General features: G+C 72.6%; 12 protein-coding genes. 4 read left to right on the top strand and 8 right to left on the bottom strand.

What is annotated here, in order from left to right; all coding sequences use genetic code 11:
- The 4 genes from ACWGI8_RS28845 to ACWGI8_RS28830 all read right to left on the bottom strand — a co-directional run.
- A partial coding sequence (locus tag ACWGI8_RS28845) for a GPP34 family phosphoprotein (RefSeq protein WP_453665263.1) occupies nucleotides 1-204 on the bottom strand: 204 nt, incomplete at its 3' end.
- Nucleotides 205-281: 77 nt separating this feature from the next.
- Nucleotides 282-653 (bottom strand): DUF1330 domain-containing protein, encoded by a 372-nt coding sequence (locus ACWGI8_RS28840; protein ID WP_453665262.1) that lies wholly within the window; start codon nucleotides 651-653, stop codon nucleotides 282-284.
- A gap of 302 nt (nucleotides 654-955) precedes the next feature.
- Entirely contained in the window at nucleotides 956-2,251 is a 1,296-nt protein-coding gene (locus ACWGI8_RS28835) for an SWIM zinc finger family protein (RefSeq protein WP_453665261.1), read from the bottom strand.
- A complete protein-coding gene (locus tag ACWGI8_RS28830) occupies nucleotides 2,248-5,097 on the bottom strand; it encodes a DEAD/DEAH box helicase (protein WP_453665260.1) in 2,850 nt (949 codons plus the stop codon). Before ACWGI8_RS28830 ends, ACWGI8_RS28835 begins: the two co-directional genes overlap by 4 nt.
- Before the next feature lie 241 nt (nucleotides 5,098-5,338).
- Here ACWGI8_RS28830 and ACWGI8_RS28825 point away from each other — a divergent pair, with 241 nt between their 5' ends.
- The 3 genes from ACWGI8_RS28825 to ACWGI8_RS28815 all read left to right on the top strand — a co-directional run bounded on the left by ACWGI8_RS28825 (nucleotide 5,339) and on the right by ACWGI8_RS28815 (nucleotide 7,340).
- Entirely contained in the window at nucleotides 5,339-6,460 is a 1,122-nt protein-coding gene (locus ACWGI8_RS28825) for a fatty acid desaturase family protein (RefSeq protein ID WP_453665259.1), read from the top strand.
- 71 nt (nucleotides 6,461-6,531) lie between these two features.
- Nucleotides 6,532-6,714, top strand: coding sequence for a hypothetical protein (locus tag ACWGI8_RS28820; protein ID WP_453665258.1), 183 nt, complete (start codon nucleotides 6,532-6,534; stop codon nucleotides 6,712-6,714).
- Nucleotides 6,715-6,791: 77 nt separating this feature from the next.
- Nucleotides 6,792-7,340, top strand: a complete 549-nt coding sequence (locus ACWGI8_RS28815) for an MOSC domain-containing protein (RefSeq protein ID WP_453665257.1) — start codon at nucleotides 6,792-6,794, stop codon at nucleotides 7,338-7,340.
- Between the two features lie 102 nt (nucleotides 7,341-7,442).
- Here the strand turns inward: ACWGI8_RS28815 and ACWGI8_RS28810 are convergent, their stop codons facing one another.
- From ACWGI8_RS28810 to ACWGI8_RS28795, 4 genes are all read right to left on the bottom strand, one after another.
- Nucleotides 7,443-8,828 carry a tannase/feruloyl esterase family alpha/beta hydrolase gene (locus tag ACWGI8_RS28810; RefSeq protein ID WP_453665256.1) on the bottom strand — a complete coding sequence of 462 codons (1,386 nt, stop codon included), beginning with the start codon at nucleotides 8,826-8,828 and terminating at the stop codon, nucleotides 7,443-7,445.
- A gap of 143 nt (nucleotides 8,829-8,971) precedes the next feature.
- The gene (locus ACWGI8_RS28805) at nucleotides 8,972-9,775 is read right to left on the bottom strand and encodes a hypothetical protein (protein ID WP_453665255.1); all 804 of its coding nucleotides are present in this window, start codon (nucleotides 9,773-9,775) and stop codon (nucleotides 8,972-8,974) included.
- Between the two features lie 115 nt (nucleotides 9,776-9,890).
- Nucleotides 9,891-10,163 carry a hypothetical protein gene (locus ACWGI8_RS28800; protein ID WP_453665265.1) on the bottom strand — a complete coding sequence of 91 codons (273 nt, stop codon included), beginning with the start codon at nucleotides 10,161-10,163 and terminating at the stop codon, nucleotides 9,891-9,893.
- Between the two features lie 62 nt (nucleotides 10,164-10,225).
- Nucleotides 10,226-10,774: a PadR family transcriptional regulator gene (locus tag ACWGI8_RS28795; RefSeq protein WP_453665253.1), complete on the bottom strand. Its 549-nt coding sequence runs from the start codon at nucleotides 10,772-10,774 to the stop codon at nucleotides 10,226-10,228.
- A gap of 158 nt (nucleotides 10,775-10,932) precedes the next feature.
- Between ACWGI8_RS28795 and ACWGI8_RS28790 the strand changes: the two genes are divergently transcribed.
- Nucleotides 10,933-11,475, top strand: a 543-nt coding sequence (locus tag ACWGI8_RS28790; protein ID WP_453665252.1) for an alpha/beta fold hydrolase, incomplete at its 3' end; no start/stop codon positions are given.

Genomic DNA, 11,475 nt, shown 5'->3' with positions numbered 1-11,475 from the left:
CGACGCGGCCTCGTCCAACAGGCGATCGGCTATTGCCGGCCGGTAGCCCGGCACGATGCGATCGCCGTCCAGTTCGACGGCTCGGGCGTCCAGGAGGTCGATCACCTCGGCTCCCGCGAGCGCGAGCGACAGATCGCCTTGCTCCGGAGGAGGCTCGGCGTTCATGTCCATGGCTACGATCAACAGGTCCCGCGGTGTGGTCATGAATGGCTCCACGTCAGGGGCGTCAGTGGCGATGCGTTGCTGAGCAGCTGGTGCGACACCCGGCGTGACGCCGAGTGTCAGGGTCGGCTGCCGTTGCCGGCCGCCGCGATCGCTGCCCGGATCTGCTGCGCGAAGCCGGCAGGTGTGAACTGCGGCCCGACACCGTCGACCAGGATGAGGTCATTGATCGCGTGGTCGGTGCGCAGGGGCAGGATCTTCTGGTACTCGGGCGAGTTGTACCACGCCTCGGCCGCCGCCATGTCGGGAAACTCGAGCAGCACCACGGAGCCCGGCCATGCGCCTTCGACGACCTGAACCTCGGCATCGACCGCGAGCCACTTGCCTCCGTAGGGCGCTGTAGTGGCCTCCACCTGCTCGAGATAGGCCAGGTTCTCTTCCCTCGGTACGCCACCCGGGATGCGCAGGTGATTGATCAGGTATGTGGCCATGTCTTGCCTCTCGGGCCGAACGTGATGTCGCGTTGCCGAAGGCGAGCCAGGACGTGCTGAGTCGGCGGCTGAAGGAGCCGGACGCGAGCGGCGTCGCACGCCGCGTGGTGGGTGCCCGTCCGGCGAGCAGCCCCGTATACGAGCTTACGGAGCGGGAAGGGCAGCCGCATCCCACGTCGACCGCCCTGGCCGCCGCCAGGGAGCGCGCATGCCGGCGGAGGCAGCCGTCGGCATGCGTACCGACGCTCGTACTCGTGCTCCCGGCGCCCGCATCTCCCCGGTGACCCGGAGTGCGCGGGGCGTCACCCCTCCGGAAGCAGGGCCGCCAGGGCCGAAGCCGGGTCCGGGGCCGGCGGCCCCGCGACGGTCCAGCGGCCGCGGGCCAAGGCGAGGGGCCACCATCGGCCGTCGGTGCCCAGACGCAGTTGCGCGTCCGCCCCCACCACCGTCCACCGCCCCGCCCCGGCCCCCCGCAGCCGGGGGCGCTCGCCCTCCTCCCAGGCCTGCGCCAGCCGCGCGTTCGCCCGGGCGAGCGTCTCCTCGTCCGGCACCCACTCGTCCTCCAGGACCGAGAGCGCCGCAGCCCCGCCGAACCGCCAGGCGCGGACCGCGAGGTCGAGGTCCGCCCGGCGTCGGCCCGAACCCGCCGCGAGCCGTGCCAGGACCGCCGCCGGGACAGCGGTGTCCCCACCCGGCCCACCCGTCGCGGCCAGCCGCACCGCATCCTCACCCATCGTCAAGTCGGGTTCCGCAGGCTTCCGTTCATGACCCGGAGCCAGCGCCTCCGTCAGCATCCGCCGCGCCCGCGCCGCCGCGCTCGCCGCGAGGAACTCCAGCGCGTCCGCGTCGACACCCGGCGCCGGGACCGACTCCGTTTCCAGCGACGGCGGGACCCCCGGCTCCGGCGGCAGCGGGGGAGCGTCCGGCAGCGCCGGCAGGATGCCCGCCGCGGCGAACGCCTCGTCCGCAGGTACCCCGTCCGGCACCGGAGCCGGCCGCGCATCGTGCTCGGCCCGCGCCGCACTGCGTGCCTGCAGCTCGTCCAGGAGCCGTCGCTCCCCGCGCCCGCGCAACAGGAGCAGTACGAACGGGTCCTGGTCCAGCAGCCGCGCCACCTGGTAGCAGAGCGCCGCCGCGTGCGGACACAGATCCCACGCCTCGCAGGTGCACTCGGGCTCCAGGTCCCCGATGCCCGGCAGCAGTTCGACTCCGGCGCCCGCAGCGTCCTCCACCAGGTGCGGCGGCATCTCCCGGTCGAGGAGCGCCGCGATGTGGCCCGCCCGGTCCACCGCCATGTCCAGGAACCGGGCCCACCCGTCGTCGGTCAGCTCCTGCAGCAGCACATCGCTGCGGTAGGCCGAACCGTCCCGGTCCTTGACCACGGCCGTGATCCGCCCCGGCCGTACGGAAACGGCCCCGACCGCCCCGGCCCGCGCCTGCTGACGGCCCTTCTTCAGCTGGTCCGAGTCCAGCGCCGTGTCCTCCAGCGCCTTCAGCCACACACGTCCCCACCACGTCTGCGCGAAACCCTGGCCCCGGGCCGGCGGCAGTGCCGCGAACGTCCGCTCGTCCTCATCCTCGTACTCGCTCAGCGTCATCGCGCGCCCCCTCGCAGCTCGACGAGCTCCGCCAGCTCGGCGTCGGTCAGTTCGGTCAGTGCGGCCTCACCGGAGCCGAGCACCGCGTCGGCGAGCTCCCGTTTGCGCTCCAGCATGTCCGCGATCCGGTCCTCGATCGTCCCCTCGGCGATCAGCCGGTGGACCTGTACGGGCTGGGTCTGGCCGATGCGGTACGCCCGGTCGGTGGCCTGCGCCTCGACCGCCGGGTTCCACCAGCGGTCGTAGTGCACCACATGACCGGCGCGCGTCAGGTTCAGCCCGGTGCCCGCCGCCTTCAGCGACAGCAGGAACACCGGTACGTCACCGTCCTGGAAGCGCTGCACCATCGCCTCCCGTCCGGCCACCGGTGTACCGCCGTGCAGGAACTGCGTCCGTACGCCGCGTGCCGCGAGGTGCTGTTCCAGCAGCCGCGCCATCCGTACGTACTGGGTGAACACGAGAACACTCGCGTCCTCGGCCAGAATCGTGTCGAGGAGCTCGTCGAGCAGCTCCAGCTTCCCGGACCGGTGCGCGATCCGGGGCCGCTCCTCCTTCAGATACTGCGCGGGATGGTTGCAGATCTGCTTCAGCGCGGTCAGCAGCTTCACCACCAGGCCGCGCCGCTCCATGCCGCCCGCTTCCGAGATCGCGGCGAGAGTCTCCCGTACGACCGCCTCGTACAGCCCGGCCTGCTCGGCGGTGAGGGAGACGGCCCGGTCGGTCTCGGTCTTCGGCGGCAGCTCGGGCGCGATGCCCGGGTCGGACTTGCGGCGGCGCAGCAGGAACGGCCGTACCAGCGCGGCCAGTCGTTCGCCGGCCGCTGTGTCGCCACCCTCGACGGCCTGTGCGTACCGTGCCCGGAACGTTCCGAGCCGGCCGAGCAGCCCGGGCGTCGTCCAGTCGAGGATCGCCCACAGCTCGGACAGATTGTTCTCGACGGGTGTGCCGCTGAGCGCGACCCGCGCCTTCGCCCCGATCGTGCGCAGCTGTTTCGCCGTCTCCGAGTAGGGGTTCTTGACGTGCTGCGCCTCGTCGGCGACGACCATGCCCCACGCCACTTCCGAGAGCCTCGCGGCGTCGAGCCGCATCGTCCCGTACGTGGTGAGCACGAACTCGCCGTCCGCCAGGGACTCGAGGTTCCGTATCGCCCCGTGGAAGCGGCGCACCGGCGTTCCGGGCGCGAACTTCTCGATCTCCCGCTGCCAGTTGCCCATCAGGGAGGTCGGACAGACGACGAGCGTCGGCCCTGCGGCGGACCCGTCGGTCTGCCGGTGCAGATGCAGCGCGATGAGGGTGATGGTCTTGCCGAGTCCCATGTCGTCCGCGAGGCAGCCGCCGAGGCCGAGCGAGGTCATCCGGTGCAGCCAGTTCAGCCCGCGCAGCTGGTAGTCGCGCAGCGTCGCGGCGAGTGCGGCCGGCTGGGCGACCTCCAGGCGGCCGCCCTCGGGATCGGCCAGCCGTTCCCGCAGCTGCTCCAGCCGGCCCGACGCCCGGACCTCGACCCGGTGCCCGTCCACCTCCGTGGAGCCGGTCAGTACGGCGCCGAGCGCGTCGACGGGGGTGAGCTTGTGGTCCTGGTGCGCACGGACGCGCCGGGCCTCCTCGGGGTCGATGAGCACCCACTGCTCGCGCAGCCGCACCACGGGCCTGCCGGCCTCGGCGAGCTGGTCCAGCTCCGCGCGGGTCAGCCGCTGGTCGCCCAGCGCGAACCACCAGTCGAACGCGAGCAGGGCGTCCGCCGAGAGGAACGACGGCATCCCGGAGCCCACCGGATCCGCGCCGGAGCCCTCGGCCTCCTCCTGCGGGCCGATGACCGCTCGCGCCGTCAGTGTGCGCGCCAGTTCCCTGGGCCAGTGCACCTGCACGCCGGTCGCGGCGAGCGCCCGCGATGCCTCGCCGAGCAGCTCGGTGACCTCCTCGTCGGCGAGTTCGATCGCGTCCGGCACGGCCGCCGACAGCAGCGGTGCGAGCGGGGCCCAGGCGCGTGCGGCGCGGCGCAGCGCGAGCAGTGCGTCCATGCGGGCGCGCGGGCCGAAGGCGGCGTCCTGTGCGCCTGCCCATACCGTTGCCGCGTCCGCGACGAGCGCGGGGTCGCTGACGCTGTGCATCTGCAGCACGGCCCGGAAGGACGGTGCCTCTGCGTCGTCGTCGGTCAGGCCCGGTACTTCGACGCGCAGCGACAGCCGTACGCCGGCGTCATGGCCCGCGGCCACATCCTGCGCCCAGGCGCGCGCCTGCGGCAGCCGCTGCGGCTCCTGCGCGGCGAACGCGTCCGCGCCGGCTGCGAGCGCGGCCGCGGGCGTGCGCGGGAGCCCGTCCGCGACCGCGTCGAGGAACGCCCTCAGCAGCCGCTCGGGCTCGGGCAGCATCAGGGGCCGCGCGGCGGCGTCGAGCGGTACGGCGTGCGCGGTGGGCGGCATCGAGGCCGCGAGCGTACGGATCCGGTCCAGGTCCTCGGCGGTCAGCGGTCCGGCCCGCCAGGCGTCCTGGTCGGTCGCGGTGAGGCCGGGCAACAGCAGTCCGCGCGCGGCGAGTTGAAGGGCGACGAGCGTCGCGGCGCCCCAGAACGCCGCGGCGGGGGAGGCGTCCGGGGACACCCGCGCGCGGGTGAGGACCGGCAGGGCGTCCCGTACGGACAGCAGCCGGGCCCGTACCACGTGGGTGCGGCCACCCGTCGCGGCCACGGTCAGCTCCCCGGCGGGCCCGGGGCCGGCGGGCGGTTCGCCGCCGTCCGGCCGCCAGAACGCGATCCGGCCCGCGCGGGCCGGATCCGCGGGCAGGAAGACGGCGGAGCAGGGGATGAGTTCGGAGATGTCGGAGAGCGTTGCCGCGGGGAGCGTGTGCACAGCGTTGACGCATTCCTCAAGTTTGACTACTGCGGGCCGGAGCGGCCGAGGATACCCCAGGCTCGCCCCCGAGGGGGGTGGAGCCAGCCCCACTCCCGCCCCACCGGCATCCCCCCGGCTGCTTCCGGGTGGTGCCGCCATGGTCGCGAAGGGTCACCAATTCATACGTTTCTTCAGGTCAGAGCAGACCCGAAGTCGAACGCGCCCGGCCGGCGCGACGGCCGAGAGACCGGAGACCACCATGTCCCAGGCGACCGCAACCGCCCTCGTCGCCGAGCCCGCCCCGCCCCCCGGCGGCCGCTCCGCGCGGTCCGCGGGCAGTGACTTCGCGCCCCTGCTGCGGACCGCCAGGGAGCAGGGCCTCCTCGAACGCCGCACCGGCTGGTACACACGCGTCATCACCGTCAACCTGCTCGCCCTGGCCGCCCTCGTCACCGGAATGGTGCTCATCGGCCCGTCCTGGTGGGTCCTGCCGCTCGCCGTACCGCTCGCCGTGCTGTCCGCCCGGACCGCCTTCATCGCGCACGACGCGGGTCACGCGCAGATCACCGCGGACCGCCGGACCAGCCGGGTCCTCCAGCTCTGCCACGGGAACCTGCTGCTCGGTATGAGCCAGGACTGGTGGAACGACAAGCACAACCGCCACCACGCCAACCCCAACCATGCCGACAAGGACCCCGATGTCGCCCCCGACGTCCTGGTCTTCAGCAAGGACCACGCCGAGGGCCGCACCGGCTTCCGCGGCTGGCTCACCCGCCACCAGGCCTGGCTGTTCTTCCCGCTGACCACCCTGGAAGGCATCGCCCTCAAGATCTACGGGTTCCGGCACGTGTTCTCCCGGCAGGCGGAGGGCAGGTCCGCCGGCGGACGCGCGGTCGAGGGCGGACTGCTCATCGCCCATGTCGCCTTGTACGCGAGCCTGCTGCTGACCGTCCTCACCCCGCTCCAGGCCCTCGTCTTCGCCCTGCTCCACCAGATGCTGCTCGGCCTGCACCTCGGCATGGCGTTCGCGCCGAACCACAAGGGCATGGAGATGCCCGACCCGGACAGCGGTGAGCGCTGGGGCCATCTGCAGCGGCAGGTCCTGACCTCCCGGAACATCCGCGGCGGCATGCTCACCGACTGGTTCCTCGGTGGCCTCAACTACCAGATCGAGCACCATCTCTTCCCGAGCATGCCCCGCCCCCATCTGCGCCTCGTCCAGCCGCTGGTACGCGCCCACTGCCGCCGGCTCGCCATGCCGTACACGGAGACCGGGCTGATCGATTCCTACCGTCAGGCCCTCGGCCATATGCACGAGGTCGGCGGAGAGCTCCGCGCGGAGGAGGCGCGGCGCCGTCGGCGGCAGGAAACCGGCGCATAGTGGAACCGGAGGTCTCGCGGACGCGTTCTCACAGCAAGGAGCGGCCTCGGGGCTGCGAAGGAGGCGACGAAATGTCGACAGGCGCGAAGATCGCCATCGGGGGAGTAGCCGTAGGCATCCTCCTGATGCCACTGATCGGATTCTGGTTGTCGTTGTTGGTGATCGTCGGAGTGCCCGCGGTGGCCTACTTCGCGCTCGACCCGTCGCAGCGCCGCCGGCTCCGCCGCATCAACCGCAAGCAGATCGGGCGCTGACCTGGAAGATCTCCCTCGACCGTGCCGGGGGTAGGGTCGGAGACGATCACCGGCACGGAAGAGGGGAGCCCCGCGCGATGAGCGTCGGCGGACGGATAGCCATGGTCAGCAGCAACAGCGAGTACGCGTTCACCAAGCCCAACCGGGACAGCATCACCCTGCTGGAAGGGCTCGGAGTGGAGGGCGACGTCCACGCCGGTGTGACCGTCAAGCACCGCTCCCGCGTGGCGCAGGACCCCACCCGGCCCAATCTCCGCCAGGTCCACCTCATCCACGAGGAGCTCTTCGACGAGGTGCGGGCGGCGGGCTTCGAGGTCCGCCCCGGCGAGCTCGGGGAGAACATCACGACGAGCGGCGTGGACCTGCTCGGCCTTCCCGCCGGCACGGTTCTGCGCCTCGGCGACGAAGCGGCCGTCGAGATCACCGGTCTGCGCAACCCCTGCGCGCAGATAGACAACTTCCAGCGGGGGCTGCTCAAGCAGGTCGTCGGCCGTGACGACGGGGGGAACGTCGTCCACAAGGCCGGGGTCATGTCCGTGGTCAGGACGGGCGGAGTCGTGCGGCCCGGCGACGCGATCACGGTGGAGCTGCCGGACGGGCCGCACCGGCCCCTGGAGCGGGTCTGAGCCGTACGGGCCGCTCCGGGCTGCGGGCCCGGGGCCCGGCCACGGTCACGGCGGACGGGTTCGGGGCCGGCCACGGTCTCTGTGCCCGGCCGCGCCCGGCCGTCACTTCAGCGCACAGGAGTTGACCACGTCACCGCCCGCGTGCCTGCGGATCGTCCGGTCCGCGGGCGGTGCGGCGCCGTCCTCCACCCAGGCGGTCAGCGCCGCGAACGCCGAGCGATAGCAGGGCAGGATCGGACGCAACCGGTCCGGATAGGTGTCGTACAGGCCGTCGGTGTGCGTGCCCCCCTCGACCGTGTAGTAGCGGTGCAGTGCCGTGCGTCCCCGGCCGTCGATCATCCGCGCGTACACATCCGAGTCCTGACTGATCGGCAGCAGCGTGTCCAGATCACCGTGGAGCGTGATCAGCGGCTTGCCGATCCTGCCCGTCAGCGCCACCTTCGCCAGCGCCCGCCGCACCGACGGCGGTCGGGACGCGAGGTCGTACTCCGCGTCCGAGGGGCAGACCGCGAAGATCTGCTCCGGCGAGGAGCCCGCCGAAGCACCCGGGCAGCCCGGGTCGTACGACGGATCGAACTCGGCACGGAAGATCTTCTGGGTGAGCCCCCAGTAGACCTTCTCGTGGTACGGCCACAGGAACTGCGAACCGGGCGCGAAACCGGCGGCGAGGAGATCGTCGTCACCGGCCCGGCCGAGGGTCCTGGCCACCGTCACCGGCAGACCCGTCAGCGGGCTCGGTCCGCGCGTGGTCCACAGCACGCCCTCCCAGTCCACGCCCCCGTCGTACAGTTCCGGATGGCTCTCCAGCTGCCAGCGCGTCAGATAGCCGCCGTTGGAGATGCCCGTCATGTACGTCCTGGCCGGCCCGCGCCCGTAGCGCTGCCGCACCGTGCGCTGCGCCGCTCGCGTCAGCTCGGTGACGCGCCGGTTCCACTCCGCGACCGCGTCACCCGGGCTGCGGCCGTCCGTGAAGAAGTCCGGTCCCGTGTTGCCCTTGTCGGTGGCGGCGTACGCGTAGCCCTGCGCCAGCACGTGGTCGGAGATGAGCGCGTCGGTGGCGTACTGCCGCCGGGTGCCGGGGGCGCCCGTGACGACCAGTCCGCCGTTCCACCGGTCGGGCAGCCGGATCACGAACTGTGCGTCATGCCGCCGGCCGTGCGTGGCGTTGAGGCGTGAATCGTCCGGGAAATGGCCGTCGATCTGGATGCCCGGCACCCCTGAGGGGTTGTGGGTGCCCACGGCCGCCAGACCGGCTTGGTCCGCCATGTCGGTGTACGGGGTTCCGGCCAGTGCCGCGGTCGTCAGATCATCGAGACAGGCCGACTGCTGGAGGTCCGCGCCGGGCACGTCCAGACGGCTCCGACCGGCGCAGTGGCCGGGTGCCGGCTCCGCCTCGGCGGGCCGCGCGTCCGCGAGGGACGGCGTGGTGAGCGCCAGGAGCAGCGCGGCGAGGACCGGAGTCCTCCATGACAGGCGGGACAGACGCATGGCGGCGGCCTCCGAGTGGACGGCGAAAGGGGTGGGTGCGCCGCCACATCGTGCTGTCGTCCCGTCCGCGCGGCCATGGGCCGGGCCCACACCTCACACCCACCGGCCATGTGGGATCCAGGAGGCGGGGCTCAAGAGGCGGCTCAGGCAGGGCGTACCGCCATCTTGTCCAGCGCCTCCAGCAGACCGGGCAGTTCGGGGCCGCGCCCCACCGGCAGCACCTCGCCGGGCTCCTCGTCCAGCAGCACGAACGCGATGTCGTCGGTCCGGGCCACCAGGGACCAGCCCGGCCCGTCCGCGCGCAGCATGCGCGCACCGTCCGGGGCGAAACTCGACCGCACCCGCCCGAGCGGAGGTGCCTCGTCCACATAGCCGTGAAGTTCCTTGAGCACCCGCCGCACTCCCTCGTGCGGCGTCGCCCGCTCCTCCTCCGGCGCGTCGGGCTCGGCGAACGTCACCTTCTCCGCCACCTGGGCGCGCCAGCCCGCCCACTGCTTGGCGATCTCGTCCGCGCCCAGACGGCGCTGAACGGGGCCCCAGGTGTCCGCTTCGGGCGGGGTGAGCGGTGGGCCGCCGCCCTCCTCCTCGTCCGGGTCGTGGGGCGCGGGGACACCCGGCGCGACGGTCGCGACGGCCAGCGGCCAGCCGGGCAGGGAGGCGACGACCGTACGGTCACTGGGCGACAGGTCGTACTCCATCCCGCAGTCCCACGAAGCGATCGCGACCGCTACCAGCGACACGTCGTCGATCACGACCGTCCACCGGGCGCCGCCGCCGTCCTGGCCGAGGACCAGTCCGTACCCCCCGGTGTACGGCTCGAGCCCCAGCGACGCACACGCCGCCGGGTAGTCGTCGCCGAGCACACTGGGGAACTGGGCGGGTGTCAGCAGCAGAGCGGTCAGCACATAGAGCGCGTCGTTGTCGACAGCCTCATCCGTCCCGGCCACAGCACCCTCCCGATCCGATCGTTCGTCGGCGCACCCTAACCAGTGGGTAACCCCGTCGTCGAGGGTTCGCGGCGGGAAACTCGTCCGCCCCGCCGCGCACCCGGCCCTCGCGGCGTCAGACGGCGGGCAGTCCGAGGAGACTGCGCGCCACGGACTGCGGTGACTCGTCCCGCTCGCGGGCCAGGGCGATGACCGCGCGGCAGGCCAGTTCGTTCACCCCGAAGGACAGTGCCTCGGGGGACACCCAGCTCGACGCCTCGTCGATGCCCTGCTGATCGTCCTCGGCGCACGCGGACACATACGTCGCCGCGGCCTCGAAGATGTTGTGCTGCCGCGGCCGCCCGGGCGCGGGCGGCGCCGGGATCCTCTCCTTGCCGCGGCCGGACACACGGAGCTTGCGGACGATGCCCCTGACTCTGCCGAACACCCTGGCCCCTTCCCCTGCACGGTTCACCCGTCCGGCGTAGCCCGCCGGTCCGACAAGTCTTCCCGCAACAGGGGCCGCAGCCACGCCAGTTCCGCCTTGCTCGTGGCGCGGGCGATGGTGAGCATGCCCTGCCGGTACGGGTCGTCGAGCTCCTCGGCCCGCAGCGGCCGGTCGCCCTCGTAGAAGAAGCTGGCCGGCTGCTCCAGGAACTCCAGCCGCCGCCGCAGCACCGCGGCCCGGGCCGGCGCGTCCGGGAGGTGGCGGAGGAACGCGAGCACCGTGAACCATCGGTTCTCGTCGGTGATGTCCTGCTGCACGGGTTCGGCGAGCCGGTGCAGCAGCTCCTGGCGGCCCGCGGCGGTGAGGGTGAGGACGTGGCGGGGTGCCGCGGCCTGGCCGGGCCGGCTCTCACGGACCAGGAGACCGTCCCTCTCCAGCCGCTTGATGGCGGGGTACAGGGTGCTTTCGGCGACCGGGCGTACATGCCCGGTGAGCGCGGTGATGCGCTTGCGCAGCTCGTAGCCGTGCAGCGGGGCGTCGTACAGGAATCCGAGGATGGCCAGCTCCAGCATGCCGACATTCTGCCGCATGCTCGGTGTACATCGTTGACGTAGTACTACGGTGCCGATGTATAGTCGCGCTTGCCGCCGGAGAACCGGCGGGCGAGGATCCGAACGGCCGAGGGCCGAGGGCCGAGGGCCGGGATCCGGAGAGACGGGGAGGGGTACGGATGCGACAGGCCGGATTCGACGCGCGGGGAAGCCTCATCGGGTGGACGGAGTCCGCGGGGGTGGAGGCCGCGGGAGAAGGACCCGCGCGGGTGTACGTGCACGGCCTGGGCGCCGCCTCCACCGTCTACCACGCACATGTCGCCGCCCATCCTGTGCTGGCGGGGCGTCGGTCGCTCTTCGTCGACCTCCCCGGACACGGCATCAGCGACCGGCCCGCGGACTTCGGCTACACCTTGGAGGACCACGCGGACGCACTGGCCGCCGCGCTCGACGAGGCGGGTGTGCACGGCGCCGAGATCGTCGCGCACAGCATGGGCGGGGCGGTGGCGATCGTCCTCGCCCACCGGCGGCCCGGGCTCGTGTCACGGCTGGTGCTCACCGAGGCCAACCTCGACCCGTACCCGCCCGTGACCGCCTCCAAGAGCGGCATCGCCGGCCTGTCGGAGGAGGAGTTCGTGCACGGCGGCGGATTCGCACGCGTGCTGGAGCGGATCGGACCCGCGTGGGCCGCGACGATGAGGCTCGCCGATCCGGTGGCACTC

The sequence above is a fragment of the Streptomyces sp. NPDC054841 genome, from assembly GCF_053611045.1.
The sequence above is the reverse complement of the archived record's forward strand: the minus strand, read 5'-3'. Positions and strand labels throughout refer to the sequence as shown.

What these genes read in the sequence shown, in the direction of transcription:
- ACWGI8_RS28840 (WP_453665262.1), bottom strand. Translation starts at nt 653, where the DNA reads ATGGCCACATACCTGATCAATCACCTGCGCATCCCGGGTGGCGTACCG.
- ACWGI8_RS28835 (WP_453665261.1), bottom strand. Translation starts at nt 2,251, where the DNA reads ATGACGCTGAGCGAGTACGAGGATGAGGACGAGCGGACGTTCGCGGCA.
- ACWGI8_RS28825 (WP_453665259.1), top strand. Translation starts at nt 5,339, where the DNA reads ATGTCCCAGGCGACCGCAACCGCCCTCGTCGCCGAGCCCGCCCCGCCC.
- ACWGI8_RS28820 (WP_453665258.1), top strand. Translation starts at nt 6,532, where the DNA reads ATGTCGACAGGCGCGAAGATCGCCATCGGGGGAGTAGCCGTAGGCATC.
- ACWGI8_RS28815 (WP_453665257.1), top strand. Translation starts at nt 6,792, where the DNA reads ATGAGCGTCGGCGGACGGATAGCCATGGTCAGCAGCAACAGCGAGTAC.
- ACWGI8_RS28810 (WP_453665256.1), bottom strand. Translation starts at nt 8,828, where the DNA reads ATGCGTCTGTCCCGCCTGTCATGGAGGACTCCGGTCCTCGCCGCGCTG.
- ACWGI8_RS28795 (WP_453665253.1), bottom strand. Translation starts at nt 10,774, where the DNA reads ATGCTGGAGCTGGCCATCCTCGGATTCCTGTACGACGCCCCGCTGCAC.